Source organism: Allobosea sp. TND4EK4, assembly GCF_900156025.1.
GTDB lineage: Bacteria > Pseudomonadota > Alphaproteobacteria > Rhizobiales > Beijerinckiaceae > Allobosea.
Map to the genome: position 1 here is coordinate 44,391 of NZ_FTMO01000004.1, position 24,164 is coordinate 68,554.

The following is a 24,164-nucleotide window of genomic DNA, read 5'->3' on the forward strand; positions in this document are numbered from 1 at the left end:
GGTCAGCCCTCGGCTTCGGTCTTGCGGTCGAACCAGAAGGCGTCCGGCATGTAGCGGCCGAGGAAGGCTCCCGGCTCGAAGCTGTAGAGCCCTTCATTGGGAACGTTGCGCAGGTCGCGCGCGGTCACGATCGGCTGCAGCGTGCCGTTGATGACGCCGATGGTGAAGAGCTGGTCGGCGTTGATGGCGAGCATCTCCTGCCAGATCTTGCGGCGCTCCTGCCTCGTCACGCTGATGCGCCATTGCTGGTAGAGCCGGACGAGCCCGTTCGCCTCTGCGAGCGCCGGACGCTCGCCCTCCCGCCCGTTGCTCTCGAAGAACTGCCCCCAGCGCGGCCACTGGTACTGAGCCGGGGAGGTGGGGGCGAGCGCGTCAGGCTCCATGTCCGGGGTGACGAGCGCATTGTCCATGCCGGCCCAGGCCGACATCACCGTCTGGCCGGCGAGAATGCGACGGCGGAAGACGTCGCGCTGCGTCGAGCGCGGGTAGATCTTGATGCCGACCGCGAAGAAATCCTGCTTCACGAGGTCGAGGATATCGGTCTCCTCGGTGTTCTCTCCTGCCGTCTCGATGCTGAACTCGAGCCGGCGCCCGTCCGGCAGCAGGCGCACCCCGTCATCGTCGCGCCTGGTCAGGCCGATTTCGTCGAGCAGGCGGTTGGCGAGAGCCGGGTCGTGCTGGGTCCAGAGCGCGGCGAGGCGGGCATCGTAGAGCGGGCTTTCCGGCAAGGCGGTGTTGCCGCTGACGCGCGCCAGGCCGAAGAAGATGACCTTGTTGACGTCCTCGCGGTTGATGGCGACGGAAAGGGCACGGCGGTAGCGGAGATCGCGGTTGAGATCACGCCAGACCGGGTCGATCGCGTTCAGATTGGGCAGCAGCGCGAAATAGGAGCCCTCCGCCCGCTTCCACAGCTTGACCTCGATGTTCATCCGCTTCGAGGCGTCCTTGAGGAAGGTGTAGTTGTCGAAGCGCAGATAGCGGGCCTGCAAATCGGATTCGCCGGCCGCGGTCTTGGCCGGCACCAGCGCGCTCGTTCCGATCGTCAAGGTGACGCGATCGGCATAGGGCAGCTGGCGGCCGTTCTCGTCGATGCGGTGAAAGTAAGGGTTGCGCTCGAAGACAAACTGCTCGGCCGGCAGCGGCGTGGTGTTGCGCCAGGGCTCCAGCGTCGGCAGGTCCGGGTTCTCCGGGCGATACATGCGCGACTTGCGCTCATGGAGCGCGCCCCAGTCGCGAACGCGGTTTTCGGCGATCTTGGCCTTGAGCGCGCGCCTGTCGGCATAGCGCTCATGGAACTGCTTGAGATAGCGGGACGGCATGAAGAGATAGGTCGGCTGGGCATCGGCCAGCGCCGGCAGGAAGGTCGGGTTCGGGGTGGTCCAGCTGTAGCGGATCTCGGTTTCGCTCAGGATCTCGATGCGCGGCGGCTCGCCGCCCGGCAGCAGCGCCTGCGGCGGCCCGCCGGGCGAGAGCCGCGCATTGTTGGCGACATCCTCCCACCAGTACCGGAAATCCTCCGTGGTGAACGGCGATCCATCGGACCAGTGGTGACCCGTGCGCAGGCGCAGGGTAAAGACGCGCCCCTCCTGGACGTCGAAGCTCTCGAGCACATCCGGCACCAGCTCGAGGTCGTCGTCATAGACGATCAGGCGGGTGTAGCCGTAGAGCGTCATCATGCGCAGGTCGCGCTGGTCGCCCATCAGCATGCGGATGTCGCCGCCATGACGGCCGGGAAGCCGGGCGCGCCTGGCCATCTCGATGACGCGCGGCACATTGGGCAGCCGCTCGGCCACGCGGGGCAGGGCTCCGCTTTTGACGCGCTCGGCGAAATAGGGGCTGTCGATCGCGCCGCCCGCCGGTGGCAAGGCGCGGGCGGGCCGCGCCCAGCCGGCCGGCGCGAGCGCGGCGGCGCCAAGTATCAGTACTTCGCGGCGGGTGTGGCCTGGCTTGTGCCCGCTCACGAGACCAGCTCCTTCACATCCGCATCGGCGCGCGCCAGCACATAGTGTCCCGATCCAAGCGGCAGATGCGACAGCCCGCCGCCATCCTCGCCGTGGCGGAACGCGGCGTCCCAATGGCGCTCGTCCGAGGCGCCGCCCGGTGCCGTCAGCTTGAAGTCCAGCTTGCGGTCGAGATCGGCGAAGGGGACCGAGCGCAGCAGCGCCTTGGTGTAGGGGTGGACCGGCGCGGCGAAGATGCGGTGGCGGGGCGCGATCTCGACGATGCGCCCGTTGGCCATTACCGCGATCCGGTCGGCCATGTAGTTCACCACGGCCAGGTTGTGGGAGATGAACAGGAAGGTCAGGCCTCGCTCGGCCTGGAGATCCTTCAGCAGGTTCAGGATCTGCGCCTGCACCGAGACGTCGAGCGCCGAGACCGGCTCGTCGCAGATGATCAGCTCCGGATCGAGCGCGAGCGCGCGGGCGATGCCGATGCGCTGGCGCTGCCCGCCCGAGAAGGAATGCGGGTAGCGGTTCAGGAAGCGGATATCGAGTCCGACATCCTGCATCAGCTGTTTGACGCGCTCGTTCTGGGCCGCGCTCTCGCCGCGCTCGTGAATGATCAGCGGCTCGCGCAGGATGTTCTTCACCGTCATGCGCGGCGACAGCGACGAGACCGGGTCCTGGAAGATCATCTGGACGCGGGGGCGGAAGGCGCGCAACGCCTCGCCCCGCAGGGCCAGGAGGTCGGTCCGCCCCCGTCCGTCGTCGAAGATCACCTCGCCCGAATCGGCGCTGACGGCGCGCATGATGATCTTGCTGACGGTGGTCTTGCCGCAGCCGCTCTCGCCCACCAGTCCGAGGCATTCGCCGCGGCAGATGTCGAACGAGACGTCGTCCACGGCCTTCACCGCGTTTAGCGTGCCCTTGCCGAAGAAGCTGCGCGAGCCCGTGACATAGGTCTTGGAGAGCCCGCGCACGCGCAGCAGCGGCGCGTCCTGTGCCGCAGGCTCCGGCCTTGCGCGGATCTCGGCTTTCGGGCGCGGCTTGGCCTCGCGGAGGGCGACGAGACGCTCGCCTTCCTGCATGTCGAAATGCGGCGAGGCCTTGAGCAGGGCCTTGAGATAGGGATGACGGGGGCGGCGGAAGACATCCTCGGCCGTGCCGCGTTCCATGATCTCGCCATGGAAGATCACGACGACCTCGTCGGCCATGTTGGCGACGACGCCGAGGTCATGGGTGATCAGCAGGATCGCCATGCCCATCTCGGCCTGGAGATCGCGCATCAGGTCGAGCACCTGGGCCTGGATGGTGACGTCGAGGGCGGTCGTCGGCTCGTCGGCGATGAGCAGGGCCGGGCGGCAGATCAGTGCCATGGCCAGCATCGCGCGCTGGCGCAGGCCGCCCGACAGTTCGAAAGGGTAGGCACCGAAGGCGCGGGGCGGGTCCTTGAAGCCGACGCGCTTCAGCATCGCCTCGATCTGCTCGCGCGCCTGCTTGCGGCTCATCGGGCGGTGCAGGAGCAGCGCCTCCTCGATCTGGTTGCCGATGGTGTGGACCGGCGAGAGCGAGGACATCGGCTCCTGGAAGATCATGCCGATGCGCCCGCCGCGCAGGGCGCGGATGCCCGGTCCCTCGGCAGGCAGGCCGGCGATGTCGACCGCCGTTTCGGGCGCCGCCGGGTCCCGGAACAGGATCTCGCCGCCGGTGATGGCGCCGGAGCGCGGCAGCAGCCCCATGATCGCCTGCGAGATCACCGATTTGCCGGACCCGGACTCGCCGACCAGCGCCACCGTCTTGCCGGCGGGAACGCGCAGGCTTACGCCCTTCACGACATCGCGAGCGAGCCCGTGGACCGTGAAGGCGATCTGCAGATCCTTGACGCGCAGGATGTCCATGACCCGAAACGACGCCTGCCCCTTGACCACGCCGGTTACCAAACCCGACGCCACTAGACGTTGAAAGTTCCGTCTTGCCAATGGCTTTCGACGTGCGAGCGGATCGAGGAAGGCCTTTGCCGTATGCGGATGACGGACCGGTGACGGCAGCGCCATGCCGAACCTCTCCCACCCGGTGATCCTGCAGCCCGAGCCCCGCGATCTCGCTCTATGGACGATCGTCCATGCGACGCATAAGTGAGGAGATCGACTTCCGCCGCGCCGGACAGGATCGCGCCTTGGATTCCAACCTCTTCCGGTACATCTGGCAGAAGAGCCGGGGCGAGCAGATCGTCGTCCTGCTGATCATCCTCGCGTCGATCCCGTTCAACTGGGCCTCGTTCGACGTGCCCAAGCGCATCGTCAACGACGCGATCCAGGGCGGAGCCTTCAAGGACGGCAAGACGACGGCGACGCTGTTCGATATCTCCTTCCATCTGCCGGACTGGCTGGGCGGGGCCGGGTTCAAGCTGTTCGACGGGTTCCAGGTCGAGCAGCTCGGCCTGCTGCTCGGGCTCTCGTCCTATTTCCTGCTGCTGGTCCTGATCAACGGCGCGTTCAAATACGTCGTCAATGTCCGCAAGGGCATTCTCGGCGAGCGGATGCTGCGGCGGATGCGCTTCGACCTGTTCAGTCAGCTCATGCGCTTCCGGCCGGAGGAGATCCGCTCGGTCAAGCCGGCCGAGATCGCCAGCATGATCAAGGACGAGGTCGAGCCCGTCGGCGCCTTCGTCGGCGACGCCTTCATCCAGCCGGTCTTCCTTTTGTCCCAGGCTTTGACGGCGCTGGTCTTCATCATGGCGCAGAGCTTCTGGCTGGGCTCCATCGCGCTGCTGATCGTGCTGGCGCAGGCGATCATCATCCCGATCCTGCGGCGCGAGCAGCTGAGACTGGGCCGCGAACGGCAGATCGAGTCGCGCGCTCTGGCCGGGCGCATCGGCGAGATCGTCGATGCCGGGCCGATGATCCAGGCGCATGGCGCGACGGCCTATGTCCAGGCCGACATCGCCGGGCGCCTCGGAACGCTCTTCGACATTCGCTACGCGCTCTACAAGCGCAAATTCGCGGTCAAATTCCTGAACAACCTGCTGGCCCAGGTGACGCCATTCTTCTTCTACGCGATCGGCGGCTTCTTTGCGCTGCAGGGCCGGCTGGACATCGGCCAGCTCGTCGCGGTCATCGCCGCCTATCGCGACCTTCCCCCGCCGATCAAGGAGCTGATCGACTGGGACCAGCAGCGCAACGACGTGACCATCAAATACGAGCAGGTCATCTCCCAGTTCAACAGCGACGATACGCTGATCCTCGGGAACGGCGACGCGGCCGACCCGCTGCCGGAGCGCGGCGAGATCCGTATCGATGCGCTGCAGATGCTCGACAATCGCGGGCAACCGTTGTTGACACCCCTCTCGATGACGGTGCCCCGGCCTGGCGTGGTGGCCCTCATCGGTCCCCATGGCGCGGGCAAGGACGTGCTCGGCCGCATCCTCGGGCGGCAGGCAACGAACTACACCGGACGCGTCTCGATCGACGGGACGCCGCTGGCGGAGATGTCGGTCGAGCGGGCGAGTCATCTCATCGGCTATGCCGGGGACGAGCCCGAGCTGATCGCCGGGACGATCCGCGACAACATCCTGCTGCCGCTGAAGCGCCATCGGCCGACCCTCAAGCGCGACGGGCTGAGCGAGCGGGAACACCGGCGCTTCGTGGAATCGATTCGTTCGGGCAATCCGCCCTTTCCGTTCGATGCCGACTGGACGGACTACGAGGGAGCCGGCGTCGCCGACAACGCCGCGCTGGTCAGCCGCGTCAGCGAGCTGCTCGACGTGCTGGGCGTCCGGGAGGACATCTATCAGCTCGGCCTCGGCGGCAAGGTGATGCCGCCGCTCAGCGAGGGCGCGACCGCACGGATCATCGCCTCGCGCCAAGCCGTCGCGGTCGAACTGGAGCGTGCCGATCTCGGCAACCTGATCGAGCCCTTCGTCCTGGACCGCTACAACGACAACGCGACCATCGCCGAAAACCTGATCTTCGGAACGCGCACGACCCCGCGCTTCGACAGCGCGACCCTGCTGTTCGAGCCTTATGCGCATGCGATCCTCAAGGCTGAGGCTCTGATCGAGCCTCTCGCCGAGATGGGGGCGCGCATCGTCGCCACCGTGGTCGAAATCTTCAGTGGGTTGCCGCAGGGCCATGCGCTGTTCGATCGCTACTCCTTCGGCGTCGGCTTCGCTTTCGAGCGCCTGAACGAGCTCGCGGACATCCTGTCGAAGCAGGACATGCGCGCGCCGCTGGACCCGGAGACCGAGCGGGACCTCGTCGCGCTGGCTCTCGGCTATATCGAGCCCAAGCACAGGCTGAACCTGATCGACGAGCGGCTGCGGCGGCGCATCCTGCGTGCCCGCGCGAGCTTCAGGCTCCACCTGCCCGCCGACGCGGCGGACGACATCGATTTCTACGATCCTGAGCGGGTGATGCTGGGCGCCAGCGTCCGCGACAATCTGATGTTCGGGCGCGTCGGCTACGGCATCGCGGATGCGGAGCGGCGCGTGGGCGAGGTGGTTCATCAGGCCCTGGCGCGCTCGGGGCTCGAGGAAGCGCTGTACCGCCTGGGTCTCGCCACGGAAGCCGGCATCCGGGGCCGGCACCTGCCCACCCGGCTGCGGCACGCGGTCCCGATCGTGCAGGCGCTGATCAAGGGGCCGCGGGTCGCCGTCCTCGACGTGACGGGGCTGCTGGCGATCTCCGACGAGCCGGGCGAAGTTCTGTCGCGCCTGCGTCGCTATTGCGAGGGCATGACGCTGTTTCTTCTGCTGGCGGATGCTAGTCTGGTCGAGGACGTTCCGACCCGTGTGGTCTTTCACGGGGCGACAGGCACGGTCCGGCAGGGCGAACATCGGGAGCCTGCGAACGATGCCCGCCCGGAAGCCCCGGGCACCCCGGCTCTGGAACGGATGGAGGCACGGTCATGACGCTCGAAACCGACATGGGTTGCCTGAGGGCCCTGCCCCTGTTCAAGGACCTGCCGGCCTCCCGCCTCAAGCTCGTCGCCCTGATGGGCGAGCGTCTGCGCTTCCCGGCCGGGACGCCGATGGTGCGCGATACAGAACAGCCGGACGGCGTCTATGTCATCCTGCAAGGTGAGGTCGAATTTTCCCAGGGCGATGCGGGTGGTTCCGTCCGCCGGTTCCAGAAGGAGGCCGGCAGCATCATCGGGGACGTTTCGCTGCTCAGCGGCCAGCGCTTCCTCGGGAAGGTCAGCGCGAAGACCGAGGTGCTGGCCCTGCGGATTCCCCGCGACCTGTTCTTCGAGTTGCTGCAGACCGTGCCCGAGTTCAGCCTGGCGATCTGCCGTGATCTCGCGAGCCGCGTGGCGCGGCTGGCCAATGTCCTGCTGCGCGAAGACGAAGCGGTATCATGACGCGGATTCTCGCATGAGCTCAACCCGACCGCCGGGCACCGGAAACCGCTCCATCGGAGCTGGCATGAGCGCCGGCATGGGCGCCGGCATGGAGCAGGTCTCGTCCTGGAGCCGGGACATCCGCTTCGTCTCCGGGCTCGTCCTGCTCTTCTTCGCAACGACGCATTTCCTCAACCACGCGCTCGGCATCTTCGGCGTGGGCGTGATGGAGCAGGCGCAGTCCTGGCGTTTCGCGATCTGGGGCAGCTGGCCCGGCACAGTCGCGCTCTACGGCTCCTTCGTCGTCCATCCGCTGTTCGCCCTGATCCGCGTGGCCCAGCGCCGCACCTTCAAAATGCCGGCCCGCGAGATGATCCAGATCGCGCTGGGGCTGACCATCCCGCTGCTGCTCGTCGACCACATCATCGGCACAAGGGTGATGGGCAGCTATTTCGGGGTCGACGAAAGCTACCACGCGGTGCTGCGGCGGCTCTGGCCGACCTATGCAGTCACCCAGTCGCTGCTTCTTCTGCTGGTGTGGACGCATGGCGTCATCGGCGTGCATTTCCTGCTGCGCGCGCGGGAGAGCTACCGGCATTGGCGCGACGCCTTCCTGCTCGGTGCCGTCCTCGTGCCGCTCCTCGCCCTGATCGGCTTCTCTGTCGCGGCGCGCGAGGCGATGCAGATGTCGCTGCCGCCGGAGCTGATGACGCAGGCCCAGCAGGCGATGGCCAACTTCAACGTCGCCACCGCGAAGAGCACCTTCTACGGGCTGGTGGGGTTCTTCGTGCTGTTCGTCGGCGTGCGCGAGTTCCGCGTGCGCACCACGCGCCAGATCACCATGCGCTTCGTCGGCCATGGCACGCGGCGGCTCGCGCCGGGGCCGACGGTGCTCGAGATGTTCCGCCGCTTCGGCATTCCGCATGCGGCGCTCTGCGGCGGGCGGGCACGCTGCGCGACCTGCCGCGTGCTGGTGATCGACGGTGCCGACAGCCTGCCGCGGCCGAGCATGAACGAGGCCAGGCTGTTGCGCCGCATCTCGGCGCCGGATCGTGTCCGGCTCGCCTGCCAGATCAGGCCGCGCGACGACCTGCAGGTGCAGATCCTGCTGGCCTCGCGCCTCAACGCGGCGCCGGGGCGCACGCTGGAGCCCGATGCGATGATGGGCAAGCGCGGGCTGACCGTGCTGGTCGCCGATCTGCGCGCGTTCTCGGCGCTATCCGAGCGTCAGCTGCCGCAGGAGCTCATCGGCCTGCTCAATCGCTTCTTCGACGAGATGGGGCAGGCCATCACCGCTCATGACGGTCGGATCGACGCGTTCTATGGCGACGGGTTCATGGCGGTGTTCGGGCTGGAGGGCACGCCGGCGCGCGCGGCCCAATCGGCGATCGCCGCCGCCGCCGACATCGTGCGCGCGGTCGAGGCGCTGAACCGGGAATTCGGTGCCGCCCTGCCTTTGCCGCTGCGGATCGGCATCGGCATCCATAGCGGGGATACGATCACCGGCGCGGTCGAGAACGACAATCTCGGCCGGCGCGACATCACCGTCGGCGAGACGGTGATGATCGCCGCCCAGCTCGAATCCGCGACGCGGCGGGTACTGGCCGATGTCGTCGTCTCGGAGGACACCATCCGCCTGAGCGGGCGCAGCTATGCCGGCACCAGCGCGCTCAAGGTATCGATCAAGGGCCGCGACAAGCCGCTGAATGCCTTCGGCTTCGTCAGCGCACCGGAGTTGCGCAGCCGGCGCGACAGCGCTTCGAAAGCGAAACCCTCCGTCCCCGTGACGGGCGAGGAGTCCGGGGAGGCCGCAGCGACGGCTGATGCGCCGGCCCGCGAGCCCGACAAGCCGGTGACGGAGGGTTAGAACCGGCCGTTGCCGCACTGGCTTTCGGCGCGCCGGCTGCCTATGGTCCGCCGCGCTTCGCCTCGTCCTCCCCATGCCGCCCGAGCCATGACGCCAGAGCCCCCCGTCGAGTCCGTCCATGATCTGCTGAGGGGGATGGCCGCTTTGTCCGGCCACCGGATCGTCGCCGACGTCGCCCGGCTCTACGGCAAGGGTGCGCCGCCCGATCTGTCGATCGCCTGCAACCATAAGCAGATCGCCTCGAAGCAGTGGCTGGTCGAGGCGCTGGCGCAGACGTTGCCGCAGCCGGAGGGGCCGGTCTGGGTCCTCGGCGCCTGGTATGGCGTGCTGGGCGCGCTGCTGCTCGATGATGAGGGCCTCGCGGTGTCGGAGGTCGTCAGCCTCGATGTCGATCCGAGCTGTGCCTCCATCGCCGAGACGCTGAACCATCGCCATGTCGCATCCGGCCGCTTCCGGGCGGTAACGGCGGATATGACGGCGCTCGACCTTGCGGCGACGACGCCGCGGCCCGGCCTCGTCATCAATACGAGCTGCGAGCATCTGGCCGACGTGCCGGGCTGGCTCGCGACGCTGCCGGCGGGATTGCCGCTGCTGCTCCAGTCCAACGATTACTATCGCGAGCCCGATCACCGCAGCTGCGTGCCCTCGCTCGCTGCGTTCCGCGAGCAGGCGGGGCTGTCGGAGGTGTGGTTCGCGGGCGCGCGGCCGACGAAGAACTACACCCGCTTCATGCTGATCGGCCGGCGATGAGCGCGCCGCATCGGCAAGCCGGTGCGGTCGACGGGCCTCCGCGCATCGCCATCGCGATGAAGGGCTATCCGCGGCTGTCGGAGACCTTCATCGCGCAGGAGCTGCTGGGATTGCAGCAGCGCGGCGTAGGCTTCGAGATCTGGTCGCTGCGTCACCCGACCGATCCCGACAAGCACCTGATGCATCGGCAGATCACCGCGCCTTTGCGCTATCTGCCGGAATACCTGCATGACGATGCGGCCCGCGTCGGACTCGGGCTGCTCTCGGCGCTGCGGCGGCCGGGACTGTTCCGGATGCTGCCCGCCTTCCTGCGCGATCTCGCCCGCGACCGGACGCGCAACCGCTGGCGCCGCTTCGGCCAGGCCTGCGTGATGGCGCGCGAGCTGCCGCAGGATATCCGGCATCTGCACGTACACTACCTGCACACCCCGGCCTCGGTCATCCGCTACGCCGCGCTGCTGCGCGGTCTGACATGGTCCTTCTCCGCCCATGCCAAGGACATCTGGACCACGCCGGACTGGGAGAAGCGCGAGAAGATCGCGGATGCGGCATGGGGCGTCACCTGCACGCAGGACGGCCACCGCGAGCTCGAACGGCTGTCCGACCGGCCGGGCAAGGTTGCGCTGCTCTATCACGGGCTGGATCTTTTGCGTTTTCCCGCGCCGCCGGAGCGGTCGATGCGCGACGGGTCCGATCCTGCCGATCCGCTGCTTTTCGTCACCATCGGCCGGGCGGTCGCGAAAAAAGGGCTCGACGACCTGCTCGGCGCGCTGGCGCGTCTGCCCGGAGGGCTGCATTGGCGCCTTACCCATATCGGAGGCGGCGAGAAGCTCGCGGCGCTGAAGGAGCAGGCGCAGGCGTTGGGGCTTGCCGACCGGATCGTCTGGGCTGGAGCGAAGGCGCAAGGCGAGGTGATCGCGGCGCTGCGCGAGGCCGATCTCTTCGTCCTGCCGTCGAAGCAGGCCGGCGACGGTGACCGCGACGGGCTGCCGAACGTGGTGATGGAGGCGGCGAGCCAGGCCCTGCCGATCGTCGCCACGGACTTCGCCGGCATTCCCGAATTCGTGCGGCAGGGCGTCGAGGGCGTGCTGGTGCCGCCGGGCGACGTCGCGGCATTGGCTGCCGCGCTGGCGGAACTCGGCGCGGCGCCGCAGCGGCGGGCCATGCTCGGCGAGGCCGCTTTCGCCCGGCTGACCGGCGCGTTCTCGGCCGAAGCCGGGCTCGACCGGATCGCGGCTTCCTTGCGCGGCTCGTCCGGTACTGCGGCTTGAGCGGTTCGGTCCTCATCGCGGTCACGCATCTGCTTGGCAGCGGCCATCTGGTGCGCGCTGCGCAGCTCGCCCGGGCGCTGGCCGAGGATGGGTTTTCGGTGACGCTGGCAAGCGGCGGGATGCCGCTGCGGCCGATGGCCGGGGAGCCCTTCGCCTTCCTGCAATTGCCTCCGGTTCGCACCGAGGGCGTCGATTTCCGCAACCTGCTCGACGAGGGTGGGCTGCCGGCAGCGCCGGAGCGGATGGCGGCGCGCATCGCCATGCTGGAGGAGGAGGCGACGCGGCTGGCGCCCAACGCCGTCATCACCGAGCATTTTCCGTTCGGCCGGCGCCAGCTTGCAGGCGAGTTCCAGGCCCTGATCGCGGCGGCCAGGATCGCCAACCCGGCCGCGCTGGTACTGTCCTCGATCCGCGACGTGCTGGTGACGCCGAAGCCGGCCCGCATCGCCGAGGCGCAGGAGCGCATCGCGCGGCTGTTCGACGCAGTGCTTGTGCATGGCGAGGAGAGCGTGCTGCCGCTGGCGCGCTCGTGGCCGATGACGGCGGAGCTTGCGGGCAAGCTGCGTTATGTCGGCTATCTTGGAAACACTGTGGCATCTCCGCCGCTCTCCGGAGATGGCGCAGGCGAGATCCTGGTCTCCGGCGGCGGCTCGGCGGCGGCGATGCCACTGTTCGATCTGGCGCTCGAGGCGGCGCGGCTGTCGTCCGGCCCGCAATGGCATGTGCTCGTCGGGCGGGGCGTGTCGGAGGGCGACTTTGCCCGACTGGCGGCTTCGGCGCCCGCCAATGCGACCGTCGAGCGGGCGCGGCCGGATTTTCCCGCTCTGCTCGCGCGCTGCGCGCTCTCGATCAGCCAGGCGGGCTACAACACGGTGCTCGATCTCGTCGCGGCCGGCCGGCCCGCGATCGTGGTGCCCTTCGACGCCGGGGGAGAGACGGAGCAGGGCGTCCGCGCCGGCGCGCTAGCTCAGGCGGGGATCGCGACGTGCCTGCGGCTCGATGCGCTGACGCCGCAGCGGCTCGCCGATGCGGTCGCAGCCGGGATCGGCCGTCCCGTCCCGCGCGGGCTGATCGCCATCGATGACGGCCGGCGCGCGGCCGCGGCGGTGAAACGGCTTCTCGCCCGGCGCCGCTGGCCGGCCGATCCTTGAGCCGGCATGCCCCTTGCGAAGGCGGGGTTGCAGCTTTGCGAATTGCCGCTCCCCGGCTTTCGCTCTAATGAGAGATGATCCGCCTCCCTCCTCGGTCGGCACTGGGCACCCGGTTCAACCCGGCCAAGGCCCCGCGCCCGGAGACTAGAAGATGACGACGACGACTGCGCCCGGCCTGCCCGACATCAAGCTGTCGGTGCGCGAGACCTTCGGAATCGATTCCGATCTTGAGGTGCCGGCCTATTCGCAGACCGATCCGCATGTGCCCGATCTCGACCCGGACTACCGGTTCGACCGCGACACCACGATCGCGATCCTGGCCGGCTTCGCGCATAACCGCCGCGTGATGATCTCGGGCTATCACGGCACCGGCAAGTCGACCCATATCGAGCAGGTCGCCGCACGCCTCAACTGGCCCTGCGTCCGCGTCAACCTCGACAGCCACGTCTCGCGCCTCGACCTCGTCGGCAAGGACGCGATCGTGCTGAGGGAAGGCAAGCAGATCACCGAGTTCCAGGACGGCATCCTGCCCTGGGCGCTGCAGAACAACATCGCGCTGGTCTTCGACGAATACGATGCCGGCCGCCCGGACGTGATGTTCGTGATCCAGCGCGTGCTGGAGCAGTCCGGCAAGCTGACGCTGCTCGACCAGAAGCGCGTCATCCGCCCGCACGGCGCCTTCCGCCTGTTCGCCACCGCCAACACGGTCGGCCTCGGCGACACGTCGGGCCTCTATCACGGCACACAGCAGATCAACCAGGGCCAGATGGACCGTTGGTCGATCGTGACGACGCTGAACTACCTGCCGCATGACAACGAGGTCGAGATCGTTCTCGCCAAGTCGAAGCATTACCAGAAGACGCCGGACGGCAAGGACATCGTCAACAAGATGGTCCGCGTCGCCGACCTGACCCGCAACGCCTTCATGAACGGCGATCTCTCGACCGTGATGAGCCCGCGCACGGTCATCACCTGGGCGGAGAACGCGGCGATCTTCGGCGATATCGGCTTCGCCTTCCGCGTCACCTTCCTGAACAAGTGCGACGAGATGGAGCGCACGCTGGTGGCGGAATTCTTCCAGCGCTCCTTCGGCAAGGAACTGCCGGAGAGCGCGGCCAACGTGGTTCTCAGCTGAGGGTAGCGACAGCCATGGCCACCCTCCAGCGCGAGACCGATGTCGCGGCGACGAGGGAGGCCGTGATCGCTGGGCTCAGCGCATACAACGCCGCGAGGATCGGCCCGCGCAACGGCGTGCCGCTGGCGCTCAGCCTGCGGGACGATGACGGCGCCATCGTCGGCGGGCTGATCGGCGAGCTGAAATGGCAATGGCTGCATGTCGATCTGCTCTGGATCGACGAGAGCCAGCGCGGCGCGGGCCATGGCGAGGGGCTGGTGGCGCTGGCCGAGGCCGCGGCACGCGATCATGGCGCGCGCGGCGTCTATCTCAGCACCATGAGCATCCAGGCCCCGGAGTTCTATCCCAGGCTCGGCTACAAGCCCTGCGGCGTGATGGAGGACTATCCCGTCGCCGGCCAAAGGCTGCATCACTTCACGAAGGCGCTATGAGCATCTCGAACCGCAAGCCCGGTACGCCGAAGGAAGCCCCGTCCGAGCCGCTGAAGCGCGCCGTTTCGGGCGCGATGAAGGCGATCGCCCGCAAGCCGGAGATGGAAATCGTCTTCGCGGCCGACAAACCCTCGCTCGTCGGCGAGCGGGCCCGTCTGCCCGAACCGCCGCGCAAGCTGACGCCCGGCGATGTCGCGATCCTGCGCGGCCATGCCGATTCCATGGCGCTGCGGCTCGCCTGTCATGACGCGACCGTCCATCGCCGCGCCGCGCCGGAAGGCGACGCGGCGCGCGCGGTCTTCGATGCGATCGAGCAGGCGCGGGTCGAGTCGATCGGTTCGCGGCGGATGGCGGGCATGGCCGGGAACATCGGCGCGATGCTGGAGGACCGCTATCACCGCGGCGGTCGCTACGAGGAGATCACCGACCGGGCCGATGCGCCGCTGGAGGATGCACTGGCGCTGATGGTGCGCGAGCGGCTGACCGGGCTGAAGCCGCCCAAGGCGGCCGAGAAGATCGTCGATCTCTGGCGTGAGCAGATCGAGGCCAAGGCGGGCGGCGATCTCGACCGGCTGGCGAAGACGATCGAGGACCAGCGCGGCTTCGCCCGCACGGTGCGCGACATGCTCGCCGCTCTCGACATGGCCGACCAGTCGGCCCAGGGCGACGAGGCCGAGGAGGACGAGAACAACCAGGACCAGTCCTCCGAGGACCAGGAGCAGCAGGAAGGCGAATCGGAGCAGCAGAGCGGCTCGGAGCGCTCCGAGGTCGAGGTCAGCGACGACGCGACCGAGGAACTGGAGGACGGGGCCTCGGAAGCCAGCGACGCGCCGGCCGGCGATTGGGAGGAGGAGGACGAGAACTCCGAATCCGAGGAGGCCGGCGAAGCTCCGCGCCCGCGCGAGGGCAAGAACGACGGCCGCCAGGCGACCGATTACAAGGCCTACACCCAGAAATTCGACGAGATCGTCACCGCCGAGGAGCTCTGCGACGCCGAGGAGTTGACGCGGCTGCGCGCCTATCTCGACAAGCAGCTGGCGCATCTGCAGGGCGTCGTCGCGCGGCTGGCCAACCGGCTGCAGCGCCGGCTGATGGCGCAGCAGAACCGCACCTGGCAGTTCGACCTGGAGGAGGGCGCGCTCGATCCGGCCCGCCTGCCGCGCATCATCCTCGACCCGTTCCAGCCGCTCTCCTTCCGGCAGGAATCGGACACGAATTTCCGCGACACGGTGGTGACCCTGCTGATCGACAATTCCGGGTCGATGCGCGGCCGGCCGATCACGGTCGCGGCGACCTGCGCCGACATCCTGGCCCGGACGCTGGAGCGCTGCGGCGTCAAGGTGGAGCTTCTCGGCTTCACCACGCGCGCCTGGAAGGGCGGGCTCTCGCGCGAGGCCTGGCTGCAATCGGGCAAGCCGGCCAATCCGGGGCGCCTCAACGATCTCAGGCACATCATCTACAAGGCCGCGGATGCGCCCTGGCGGCGTGCCCGCAAGAATCTCGGCCTGATGATGCGCGAGGGGCTGCTGAAGGAAAACATCGACGGCGAGGCGCTGGATTGGGCGCATAAGCGCATCCTCGGCCGGTCCGAGCAGCGCAAGATCCTGATGGTGATCTCGGACGGCGCCCCGGTCGACGATTCGACGCTCTCGGTCAATGCCGGCAACTATCTGGAGCGGCATCTTCGCCATGTCATCGCGGAGATCGAGACGCGCTCGCCGGTCGAGCTGATCGCCATTGGCATCGGCCACGACGTGACGCGCTACTATCGCCGCGCGGTCACCATCGTCGACGCCGAGGAGCTGGGCGGGGTGATGACCGAAAAGCTGGCCGAGCTGTTCGAGGAGGACGGCGCGCAGGCGAAGGGCGGAGCGGGCGCGCGCCGCGGCCGTTGATGCGCCTCCATCGTCGCCACCTGCTGGCGGGCCTCGCGGGGCTCGCCTTGCCGCGCGAGGCGCTTGCGGCCGAGCAGACGCGCTTTCCGGTCGAGATCGCTGCGCGCCGCATCTCCGCCTTCGAGCCGCGCAGCCCAGACAGGCGCCGCTTCGGCGCGCTGCAGTTTCGTGGCGGGCTTGTGCTCTCCTGCCATCATCCGCGATTCGGAGGCTTTTCGGCGCTGTGGCGCTCGGCCGATGGGCGCGATCTCGTCTCGCTGACCGATCGCGGCTACTGGCTGACGGCGAAGATCGCGTCCGATAAGGGGCGCCCTGTCGGGCTGGACGCCGCCGAGATGGCGGCGATGCTGGATGCCGCGGGGAGGCCTCTGGCGCGCTCCAGATCCTTCGATACGGAAAGCCTCGCGATTGTCGGGGGCCAGGCCTATGTCGGCGTCGAGCGTACCCATGAGATCCTGCGCTTCGACTGGGCGCGCGAGGGAGTCGAGGCGCGGGCACGCTCCCTGCCGGTGCCGGCGGCGCTCAAGAAACTGCCCCGCAATCGCGGGCTTGAGGCGCTCGGCATCGTGCCGGCCGGGGCGCACAAAGGCGCCATCGTCGCGATCTCGGAGCGCTCGGGCAAGGAAGACGAGCCGACGCTCGGCGCGCTGCTCGGCCAAGGCGCCCCGGCCTTCTTTCAGGTCGCTCGGCCGGGCGGCTACGACATCACCGACCTCGGCTTTCTGCCGGGCGGCGACATGCTGCTGCTGGAGCGTTGGTACCGGCCGCTGCGCGGCGCCGGGATGCGGATCCGGCGGATTGCCCTCGCCGATCTGAAGGCGGGAGCGCTGCTCGACGGGCCGGTGCTGATCGAGGCCGATCTGGGCTGCGAGATCGACAACATGGAAGGCCTGTCGGTCCATCAGGAAAACGGGCGGACGATCCTGACCCTGATCTCGGACGACAATTTCTCGATCATTCAGCGCACGCTGCTGCTCGAATTCGAGCTGGTCTGACGATCCTCTGCCGTCGTTGCGAGGAGCGTCAGCGACGAAGCAATCCAGAAGGACCGGGCTGAAGCGCCCAACCCGGCCCTTCCGGATTGCTTCGCTTCGCTCGCAATGACGTGTGGAGCCCAAACGAAAAAAGCGGCCTTGCGGCCGCTTCCTTCAAACCCGAAAGGGCTGAACCGCTCAGTTGGCGGCGAGCTTCTTCTCGAGGTCGCGCTTCAGCGTGAGGGCGCCCGTCGAGAGGTCACCGGCCGCAGCCTTGAGCAGGAAGGCATCGAGGCCGCCGCGATGCTCGACCGAACGCAGGGCATTGGCCGAGATGCGAAAACGCACCGAGCGGCCGAGCGCGTCGGACTGCAGCGTCACGTTGACGAGGTTCGGGCGGAAGACGGTCTTCGTCTTGCGGTTCGAGTGGCTGACGAGGTGGCCGGTCTGGGTGGCTTTCCCGGTCAGTTCGCAACGGCGGGCCATGATATCGTTCCTTACGTCCCCGGTTCGCTCAAACAAAAATGCCGACACGCGACGTGCCGGCCCTATGAGCACCGGAAGTCAAATTGAAGTCGCGGTTGCATAGCCAAGCCCGAAGCCGGCGTCAAGAAAAACTCCGGTCGAGCGGGGCGCGCTTCATCAGCGTTAACGGACCGTAAAGAGGCGGCGCCGATGCTCGTTGAGACCGCGATGGTGTCGCGGGGCGGGACGGCCACGATTCGGGCCGATTCGCCGTGCAATCCTCTGTTCCTCAGCGTCGCTCCGGAGAGACTGGATGAAGCCCGCCGTTGCCGCGTCCCTGGCCACTGCGATCGTGACGGCCGCGCTCGCTGCCGGCCCGGCGCGGGCCGCCTCGCTCGATGCGCGCTATGACGTCTCGCTCCTGGGAATCACCTTCGGCACGGCCGGCCTCGCCGGCACCATCGACGGGTCCAATTACAAGCTCGACATGGTGGCCAAGCTCACCGGCATCGTCGGCGGTGTCACGGGCGGGCGCGGCTCGGGCGCTGCGACAGGCGCCATGCTCGGCGGCAAGCTCGCGCCCAGGACCTTCGCGGTGAGCTCCGCCAACAGCAGCGAGAGCCGGACGGTCAGGATGGCGCTGGCCGACAATGCCGTCGCAGGGGTCGATATCGAGCCGCCGATCGACGAGAAGCCGGACCGGGTCCCGCTGACCGACAGCCATCGCCGCAACATCGTCGATCCGCTCAGCGCCTTCCTGATGCCGGTCAACGGCAAGGGCAAGGACGGCGCCTGCAACCGCACGCTGCCGATCTTCGACGGCGCGGCCCGTTACGACATCAAGCTGACCGGTGCCGGCACCCGCAACGTCAAGCTCGAAGGCTATTCCGGGCCGGTCTCGATCTGCCAGGCGCGCTATGTGCCGATCGCCGGCCATCGGGCGCTGCGGCCCAGCACCAAGTTCATGGCCGAGAACAAGGACATCACCACCTGGCTCGCGCCGGTGGCGGGCACCGACGTGATGGTGCCGGTGCGCATTTCCGTGAAGACGATGATCGGCACGGCGGTGATCGAGGCGTCGAGCTTCAAGGTCGATCCGGGCGTGACGGCGAGCACGGCGCGGAACTGACGGGCGCCGTCATGCTCGGGCCCGGCCCGAGCATTTTTGGAACCCGCGTCTTTCCTGTCATGATGTTCTCGGGTCAGGCCCGAGAATGATGCGGCCGATCAATGCGCCGCGGCCTTCGAGAACAGGTTGATCACCGCGACTCCGGCGACGATCAGCGCCATGCCGATCAGGGCCGGGGCATCGAGCCTCTGGCCGAACAGCACGAGCGCGATCAGGCTGATCAGCACGATGCCGACGCCCGACCAGATCGCATAGGCGACACCGACGGGGATCGTGCGCAGCGTGACCGAGAGGCAGTAGAAGGCGCAGCAGAAGGCCAGGACCGTGATCAGCGACGGCACCAGCCGCGTGAACTCGTTCGAGGCCTTCAGCGCCGAGGTGCCGATGACTTCGCTGAGGATGGCGCCGGCGAGCCAGAGATAGGCGGACAGGTCCTTCACGCCGCCTTCGCCTGCTCCAGGAAGCGCTTCATCCGCTCCAGCGCCTTCTCGATGTTCTCCAGCGAGTTTGCGTAGGAGAGGCGGATATAGCCTTCGCCGTGGACGCCGAAATCGGGCCCGCCGATGGTGGCGACACCGGCCTCCTCCAGCAGGGCGGAAGCGAGCTTCTTGGCCTTCCAGCCGGTCTGCGAGACGTTCGGAAAGGCATAGAAGGCGCCCTTGGGCGTGATGCAGGAGACGCCCGGCAGCCCGTTCAGCCCCGCGACCACCGCCTTCCGGCGCCGATCGAACTCCGCCACCATGGCGTGGACGGCGTCCTGCGGGCCGGTCAGCGCGGCGAGGCCGGCCCATTGCGCCGGGGCGTTGACGCAGGAATGGGAGTTCACCGCGAGCTTGCGGGCATTGTCGTAGAGGGGCTTGGGCCAGACCGACCAGCCCATGCGCCAGCCGGTCATGGCATAGGTCTTCGACCAGCCATTGAGCAGGATCAGCCGGTCGCGGATCTCAGGGTAGGAGAGCAGGCAGACATGCTTCTCCCCGTCATAGACCATCTGGTCGTAGATCTCGTCGGACATGATCGCGACGTCCGGGAAGGCGGCGAGCCCGGCGACTAGCTTGTCGATCTCGGCCTTGGGGGTGACGCCGCCGGTCGGGTTGGCCGGCGAATTGATGATGAGCAGCCGCGTCTTCGGCGTGATCAGAGCCAGCGTCTCCTCGGCCGAGAAGGCAAAGCCGTTCTCCTCGCGGATCGGGACGGGCACGGGCGTCGCGCCGGTATACTCGATCATCGAGCGATAGATCGGGAAGCCCGGGTCCGGGTAGAGGATCTCGGCGCCGGGCTCGCCGAACATCAGGATCGCCATGAACATGGTGACCTTGCCGCCGGGGACGATCATCACGCTCTCGGGTGAGACCTCGACCTCAAAGCGCTTGTGCAGGTCGGCGGCGACCGCCTCGCGCAGCGGCAGGATGCCGTTGGCCGGGGTGTAGCCGTGATGGCCGTCGCGCAGCGCCTTCACCGCCGCCTCGACGACGTGATCGGGCGTGGCGAAATCCGGCTGGCCGATGCCGAGATTGATGATGTCCTTGCCCTGCCGCTGGAGTTCGGTCGCGCGTGCCAGCACGGCGAAGGCGTTCTCCTCGCCGATGCGGGAGAAAGAGGGGACGACATGCAGGGTCATGGCAGCCTCGGGATGCTCGCTTCCGGTGGCCGTCTCTCGGGCGGCCTTGGGACGCAGTCTTCACCGCAAACAGGCCGCTCCCGCAAGTCCGGGTGCCGCCGGTGTCCTGCTGCCCGCATGCAAAGGGTGCATGATAAATAGTATGATTTTTCGCGGCCGGCCTCTTGCGGCGCGAAGGGCGGGGCCGGATAATCTGCGAACCGTTTCAAAGAAAAGGCAGCCGGCCCGTCCGAGGCCGGCGCAGGGAGAGGAGCGAGGGATGGCGAAGACCCCCGAGAGCAACGTGCCGCGTCAGGATCGTCCGGTCGCGACGACCAGGAAGAAGGCGCCCCGGCGCATCAAGCCCGAGCAGCTTCGCTCCAAGGCCTGGTTCGACAATCCCGCCAATGCCGACATGACCGCGCTCTATATCGAGCGCACGATGAATTTCGGCCTGTCGCGCGAGGAGCTGCAGTCGGGCCGGCCGATCATCGGCATCGCCCAGACCGGCTCCGACATCGCGCCCTGCAACCGCCACCATATCGAGCTCGCGCACCGCGTGCGCGACGGCATCCGCGAAATGGGTGGCGTGCCCTTTGAATTCCCGATCCATCCGATCCAGGAAACCTGCAAGCGGCCGACCGCCTCGCTCGACCGCAACCTTCAATATCTCAGCCTCGTCGAGATCCTCTACGGCTATCCGCTCGACGGCGTCGTGCTCACGACCGGCTGCGACAAGACCACCCCGGCGCAGATCATGGCTGCCGCGACGGTCGACATCCCGGCCATCGCGCTCCCCGGCGGGCCGATGCTGAACGGCAATTTCCGCGGCGAGCGCACGGGCTCGGGCACCATCGTCTGGAAGGCCCGCCAGATGATGGCGGCCGGCGAGATCGACTACAAAGGCTTCGTCGACCTCGTGGCCTCCTCGGCGCCCTCGGCCGGCCATTGCAACACGATGGGCACGGCCTCGACGATGAACTCGCTGGCGGAGGCGATGGGCATGACCCTGCCCGGCGGCGCGGCGATCCCGGCGCCGTATCGCGACCGCTACGAGATGGCCTATCTGACCGGCAAGCGCATCGTCGAGATGGTCTGGGAGAACCTCGTTCCCTCCAAGATCCTCACGCGTGAAGCCTTCGAGAACACCATCGTCGTCAATTCGGCGATCGGCGGCTCGACCAACGCGCCTGTCCACGTCAACGCCATCGCCAAGCATATCGGCGTGCCCCTCGACAACGAGGACTGGACCAGGATCGGCTACGACATCCCGCTGCTGGTCAACTTGCAGCCGGCCGGCGAATATCTCGGCGAGGACTATTATCGCGCCGGCGGCGTGCCTGCCGTGGTCGCGGAGCTGGTCGCCAAGGGCAAGATCAAGCCGGCGCTCACCGCCAATGGCCGCACGCTGGCCGAGAATTGCGAGGGCTTCTTCTCCGGCGACCGCAAGGTCATCAAGACCTATGACGAGCCGATGAAGGCGCAGTCGGGCTTCCTCAACCTCTCCGGCAACCTGTTCGATTCCGCGATCATGAAGACCAGCGTGATCACGCCGGAATTCCGCCAGCGCTATCTGGAGAACCCGAAGGACCCGAACGCCTTCGAGGGCCGCGCCATCGTCTTCGACGGTCCGGAGGACTACCACCACCGCATCGACGACCCGGCGCTGGCGATCGACGAGCACTGCATCCTGTTCATTCGCGGCGTCGGGCCGATCGGCTATCCCGGCGCAGCCGAGGTGGTGAACATGCGCCCGCCGGATTATCTCATCAGGAAGGGCGTCTCGGCGCTGGCCTGCATCGGCGACGGGCGTCAGTCCGGCACCTCGGGCTCGCCCTCGATCCTCAACGCCTCGCCGGAAGCGGCGACCGGCGGCGGGCTCGCCCTGCTGAAGACGGGCGACAAGGTGCGCATCGATCTCAACAAGCGCAGCGCCAACATCCTGATCCCGGATGAGGAGCTCGCGCAGCGCCGGGCGGCGCTCAAGGCGGCCGGGGGGTACAAGTATCCCAAGAGCCAGACGCCCTGGCAGGAGATCCAGCGCAAGATCGTCGGGGAGCTGTCCGAGGGCATGGTGCTGAAGCCGGCGGTCAAGTACCAGAAGATCCACAAGAAATTCGGCGTCCCCCGCGACAACCACTGAGGGGTGCCTCGTCATGCCCGGGCTTGACCCGAGCATCTCCGGCAAGCGATTCTCGGGTCGGCGCCATGCGCCGCCCGAGAATGACGTCACTGGGCGCCATTCCACCCGCGCATCGCCGACGGGCCCGCTGTGCGCCGGGCCGGGGCTGACAACGCGTCGCATTGCCGACACTATGGCGCTCTGCCGTTCCGGTGCATCTGAAACGATTTAACATGGGCTATTCCCCTCAGGTCGAGACGTTCCGGGCGCTGCATGCAGCCGGTTGCTTCGTCATGCCCAATCCCTGGGATGTCGGTTCGGCACGCTGGCTGCGCGGGCAGGGCTTCAAGGCGCTGGCGACGACGAGCGCGGGCTTCGCCTTCACGCAAGCGCGGGCCGATCAGGACGTGCCGCGCGACATGATGCTCGCGCATATCGCCGAAATGGTGAAGGCGGTGCCCGAACTGCCCGTCAACGCCGATTTCGAGAACGGCTATGCCGATACGCCGGACGGCGTCGCCGCCAACGTCAAGCTCTGCGTCGCGACGGGTGTGGCGGGGCTCTCGATCGAGGATGCGACGGGGCGCGAGGCCGATCCGCTCTATCCGTTCGACCTCGCGGTCGAGCGGATCAAGGCGGCGAGACGGGCCATCGACGAGACGGGCTCGGGCGTGCTGCTGACGGCGCGGGCGGAATGCTTCCTCACCGGCCATGCCGAGCCCCTGAAGGAAGCCGCGAGGCGGATCGAGGCCTATGCCGCAGCCGGTGCCGACGTGCTCTATGCGCCGGGGCCGAAGACGGTGGCGGATATCGCGACGATCGTCTCGGCGGCCGGGGGGCGGCCGGTCAATGCGCTGGTCTATGGCGATTTCGGATTGTCGGTTTCGGAGATCGCGAAGGCCGGCGCGCGACGGATCTCGATCGGCGGGGCGCTGGCGCGCGCGGCCTGGGCGGCCTTCATCGAGGCGACGCGACTGATCGCGGAGGAGGGAAGCTTCAAGGGCTTCGCCGGCAACGGCGCCTCCGCGCCGCTCAACCCGTTCTTCACCGAAGACCTGAAGGCGCGCTCGTGAGCCAGACGCTGCTCATCGCGCCGGCCTGGCTCGGGCGCAGTGGCCTCTGGACGATCGACGCCAAGGGCCGGCGCAGGGAGGTCGATGCCGAGGATGCCGGCCTGTCCGACGCGCTCGCCGACAGGCTCGAGGCGTGGATGGACACGTTCGACGGCATCTATGAAGAGGATGACGAGGCCCGTTCCCGCTTTCCCGATGCCGTCGAGCAACTGGCCTGGGAGGCGGAAGGCGCCGCCATCGCCGAGGCCGTGCGCGCCGAACTCGGCGCCGGCTGGACCGTCACCACCGATCTGACCGGCTGGCAGGAGATGACCAAGCCATGATGCCGCCCATTGCGCCGCCCGCGAATTCCACGCTCGCGCCTGACTGGGCTCCTCCGCCCTTTCCGCCCGCCAAGGTGCTGGAGGGGCAATGGTGCCGCCTCGAGCCGCTCGACGTCGCGAGGCATCTCGACGACATCTGGGCTGCGGCGGCCGGTCACGACTCCGTCTGGGACTGGCTGCCGGCCCGGCCGCCTGTCGACAAGGAAGCCTACCGCGCTCTGCTGCAATCCATGGTCGACCAGGCGGGCATCGTGCCGCTGGCGGTGATCGACAAGGCGGATGGCAAGGCCAAGGGCCATCTCTGGATCATGGAGATCCGGCCGGCGCATGGTGTCTTCGAGGTCGGCTGGATCACCTATTCGCCGTCGCTGCAGAAGACACGCCCCGCGACGGAGGCGATCCATCTCGTCGGCGAATACGGCTTCTCGCTCGGTTACCGGCGCTACGAGTGGAAGTGCAACAATCTGAACGAGCCGTCCAAGCGGGCCGCCTTGCGCTTCGGCTTCAAGTTCGAGGGGCTGTTCCGCCAGCATATGGTGGTGAAGGATCAGAACCGGGACACCGCCTGGTTCTCGATCCTCGATTCCGAATGGCCGGCGGTGTCGGCTGCCTTCAGGGCCTGGCTGGCGCCGGAGAACTTCGACGCGGCAGGCCGGCAGAAGGCGTCGCTCGGCGAACTCGCCAAGGCCCAGGCCTGAAGC

At 67.9% G+C, this 24,164-nt stretch carries 20 protein-coding genes; 15 read left to right on the plus strand and 5 right to left on the minus strand.

Features of this window, described 5'->3' with window-relative positions; all coding sequences use genetic code 11:
• Positions 1–2: 2 nt before the first annotated feature.
• Complete coding sequence (locus BW981_RS09510) at positions 3–1,961, minus strand: ABC transporter substrate-binding protein (protein ID WP_076438485.1); 1,959 nt, start codon at positions 1,959–1,961, stop codon at positions 3–5.
• The gene (locus BW981_RS09515) at positions 1,958–3,838 is read right to left on the minus strand and encodes an ABC transporter ATP-binding protein (protein WP_076438487.1); all 1,881 of its coding nucleotides are present in this window, start codon (positions 3,836–3,838) and stop codon (positions 1,958–1,960) included. Before BW981_RS09515 ends, BW981_RS09510 begins: the two co-directional genes overlap by 4 nt.
• Positions 3,839–4,062: 224 nt before the next feature.
• Here BW981_RS09515 and BW981_RS09520 point away from each other — a divergent pair, with 224 nt between their 5' ends.
• The 10 genes from BW981_RS09520 (at position 4,063) to BW981_RS09565 (ending at position 16,772) form a co-directional block, all read left to right on the plus strand.
• Entirely contained in the window at positions 4,063–6,849 is a 2,787-nt protein-coding gene (locus tag BW981_RS09520; RefSeq protein ID WP_076438489.1) for an ABC transporter ATP-binding protein/permease, read from the plus strand.
• Positions 6,846–7,298 (plus strand): cyclic nucleotide-binding domain-containing protein, encoded by a 453-nt coding sequence (locus BW981_RS09525; protein ID WP_076438491.1) that lies wholly within the window; start codon positions 6,846–6,848, stop codon positions 7,296–7,298. The genes BW981_RS09520 and BW981_RS09525 overlap by 4 nt, the downstream gene beginning before the upstream one ends.
• 13 nt (positions 7,299–7,311) lie before the next feature.
• Complete coding sequence (locus BW981_RS09530; RefSeq protein ID WP_175624085.1) at positions 7,312–9,144, plus strand: adenylate/guanylate cyclase domain-containing protein; 1,833 nt, start codon at positions 7,312–7,314, stop codon at positions 9,142–9,144.
• Positions 9,145–9,231: 87 nt separating this feature from the next.
• A complete protein-coding gene (locus BW981_RS09535) occupies positions 9,232–9,894 on the plus strand; it encodes a hypothetical protein (protein ID WP_076438495.1) in 663 nt (220 codons plus the stop codon).
• A complete protein-coding gene (locus BW981_RS09540; RefSeq protein WP_076438497.1) occupies positions 9,891–11,165 on the plus strand; it encodes a glycosyltransferase in 1,275 nt (424 codons plus the stop codon). The genes BW981_RS09535 and BW981_RS09540 overlap by 4 nt, the downstream gene beginning before the upstream one ends.
• Entirely contained in the window at positions 11,162–12,316 is a 1,155-nt protein-coding gene (locus BW981_RS09545) for a glycosyltransferase family protein (protein WP_076438499.1), read from the plus strand. Before BW981_RS09540 ends, BW981_RS09545 begins: the two co-directional genes overlap by 4 nt.
• 151 nt (positions 12,317–12,467) lie before the next feature.
• Positions 12,468–13,451: a cobaltochelatase subunit CobS gene (gene cobS, locus BW981_RS09550; RefSeq protein WP_076438501.1), complete on the plus strand. Its 984-nt coding sequence runs from the start codon at positions 12,468–12,470 to the stop codon at positions 13,449–13,451.
• 14 nt (positions 13,452–13,465) lie between these two features.
• On the plus strand, positions 13,466–13,882 hold the full coding sequence (locus BW981_RS09555) for a GNAT family N-acetyltransferase (RefSeq protein WP_076438503.1): 417 nt from the start codon (positions 13,466–13,468) through the stop codon (positions 13,880–13,882).
• Entirely contained in the window at positions 13,879–15,777 is a 1,899-nt protein-coding gene (gene cobT / locus BW981_RS09560; protein ID WP_076438505.1) for a cobaltochelatase subunit CobT, read from the plus strand. Before BW981_RS09555 ends, cobT begins: the two co-directional genes overlap by 4 nt.
• Positions 15,777–16,772, plus strand: a complete 996-nt coding sequence (locus BW981_RS09565; RefSeq protein WP_076438507.1) for an esterase-like activity of phytase family protein — start codon at positions 15,777–15,779, stop codon at positions 16,770–16,772. Before cobT ends, BW981_RS09565 begins: the two co-directional genes overlap by 1 nt.
• A gap of 177 nt (positions 16,773–16,949) precedes the next feature.
• Here the strand turns inward: BW981_RS09565 and rpmB are convergent, their stop codons facing one another.
• Entirely contained in the window at positions 16,950–17,237 is a 288-nt protein-coding gene (gene rpmB / locus BW981_RS09570) for a 50S ribosomal protein L28 (RefSeq protein ID WP_076438509.1), read from the minus strand.
• 292 nt (positions 17,238–17,529) lie between these two features.
• Between rpmB and BW981_RS09575 the strand changes: the two genes are divergently transcribed.
• Entirely contained in the window at positions 17,530–18,345 is an 816-nt protein-coding gene (locus BW981_RS09575; RefSeq protein ID WP_076438511.1) for a DUF3108 domain-containing protein, read from the plus strand.
• A gap of 98 nt (positions 18,346–18,443) precedes the next feature.
• Here BW981_RS09575 and BW981_RS09580 read toward each other — a convergent pair whose 3' ends face one another.
• Together BW981_RS09580 and BW981_RS09585 are read right to left on the minus strand one after the other, a co-directional pair.
• A complete protein-coding gene (locus BW981_RS09580) occupies positions 18,444–18,776 on the minus strand; it encodes an SMR family transporter (RefSeq protein WP_076438943.1) in 333 nt (110 codons plus the stop codon).
• 5 nt (positions 18,777–18,781) lie between these two features.
• Positions 18,782–19,966 (minus strand): pyridoxal phosphate-dependent aminotransferase, encoded by a 1,185-nt coding sequence (locus BW981_RS09585; RefSeq protein ID WP_076438513.1) that lies wholly within the window; start codon positions 19,964–19,966, stop codon positions 18,782–18,784.
• Positions 19,967–20,225: 259 nt separating this feature from the next.
• Between BW981_RS09585 and BW981_RS09590 the strand changes: the two genes are divergently transcribed.
• The 4 genes from BW981_RS09590 to BW981_RS09605 all read left to right on the plus strand — a co-directional run bounded on the left by BW981_RS09590 (position 20,226) and on the right by BW981_RS09605 (position 24,161).
• Positions 20,226–22,088 (plus strand): IlvD/Edd family dehydratase, encoded by a 1,863-nt coding sequence (locus BW981_RS09590; protein ID WP_083712259.1) that lies wholly within the window; start codon positions 20,226–20,228, stop codon positions 22,086–22,088.
• A gap of 212 nt (positions 22,089–22,300) precedes the next feature.
• Positions 22,301–23,140, plus strand: a complete 840-nt coding sequence (locus tag BW981_RS09595; RefSeq protein WP_076438515.1) for an isocitrate lyase/PEP mutase family protein — start codon at positions 22,301–22,303, stop codon at positions 23,138–23,140.
• Positions 23,137–23,463 (plus strand): hypothetical protein, encoded by a 327-nt coding sequence (locus BW981_RS09600; protein WP_076438517.1) that lies wholly within the window; start codon positions 23,137–23,139, stop codon positions 23,461–23,463. The genes BW981_RS09595 and BW981_RS09600 overlap by 4 nt, the downstream gene beginning before the upstream one ends.
• On the plus strand, positions 23,460–24,161 hold the full coding sequence (locus BW981_RS09605; protein ID WP_076438519.1) for a GNAT family N-acetyltransferase: 702 nt from the start codon (positions 23,460–23,462) through the stop codon (positions 24,159–24,161). Before BW981_RS09600 ends, BW981_RS09605 begins: the two co-directional genes overlap by 4 nt.
• The last annotated feature ends 3 nt before the right edge of the window (positions 24,162–24,164 follow it).

What these genes read in the sequence shown, in the direction of transcription:
- BW981_RS09515 (WP_076438487.1), bottom strand. Translation starts at nt 3,838, where the DNA reads ATGGACATCCTGCGCGTCAAGGATCTGCAGATCGCCTTCACGGTCCAC.
- BW981_RS09520 (WP_076438489.1), top strand. Translation starts at nt 4,063, where the DNA reads ATGCGACGCATAAGTGAGGAGATCGACTTCCGCCGCGCCGGACAGGAT.
- BW981_RS09525 (WP_076438491.1), top strand. Translation starts at nt 6,846, where the DNA reads ATGACGCTCGAAACCGACATGGGTTGCCTGAGGGCCCTGCCCCTGTTC.
- BW981_RS09530 (WP_175624085.1), top strand. Translation starts at nt 7,312, where the DNA reads ATGAGCTCAACCCGACCGCCGGGCACCGGAAACCGCTCCATCGGAGCT.
- BW981_RS09535 (WP_076438495.1), top strand. Translation starts at nt 9,232, where the DNA reads ATGACGCCAGAGCCCCCCGTCGAGTCCGTCCATGATCTGCTGAGGGGG.
- BW981_RS09540 (WP_076438497.1), top strand. Translation starts at nt 9,891, where the DNA reads ATGAGCGCGCCGCATCGGCAAGCCGGTGCGGTCGACGGGCCTCCGCGC.
- cobS (WP_076438501.1), top strand. Translation starts at nt 12,468, where the DNA reads ATGACGACGACGACTGCGCCCGGCCTGCCCGACATCAAGCTGTCGGTG.
- BW981_RS09555 (WP_076438503.1), top strand. Translation starts at nt 13,466, where the DNA reads ATGGCCACCCTCCAGCGCGAGACCGATGTCGCGGCGACGAGGGAGGCC.
- cobT (WP_076438505.1), top strand. Translation starts at nt 13,879, where the DNA reads ATGAGCATCTCGAACCGCAAGCCCGGTACGCCGAAGGAAGCCCCGTCC.
- BW981_RS09565 (WP_076438507.1), top strand. Translation starts at nt 15,777, where the DNA reads ATGCGCCTCCATCGTCGCCACCTGCTGGCGGGCCTCGCGGGGCTCGCC.
- rpmB (WP_076438509.1), bottom strand. Translation starts at nt 17,237, where the DNA reads ATGGCCCGCCGTTGCGAACTGACCGGGAAAGCCACCCAGACCGGCCAC.
- BW981_RS09575 (WP_076438511.1), top strand. Translation starts at nt 17,530, where the DNA reads ATGAAGCCCGCCGTTGCCGCGTCCCTGGCCACTGCGATCGTGACGGCC.
- BW981_RS09585 (WP_076438513.1), bottom strand. Translation starts at nt 19,966, where the DNA reads ATGACCCTGCATGTCGTCCCCTCTTTCTCCCGCATCGGCGAGGAGAAC.
- BW981_RS09590 (WP_083712259.1), top strand. Translation starts at nt 20,226, where the DNA reads ATGGCGAAGACCCCCGAGAGCAACGTGCCGCGTCAGGATCGTCCGGTC.
- BW981_RS09595 (WP_076438515.1), top strand. Translation starts at nt 22,301, where the DNA reads ATGGGCTATTCCCCTCAGGTCGAGACGTTCCGGGCGCTGCATGCAGCC.
- BW981_RS09605 (WP_076438519.1), top strand. Translation starts at nt 23,460, where the DNA reads ATGATGCCGCCCATTGCGCCGCCCGCGAATTCCACGCTCGCGCCTGAC.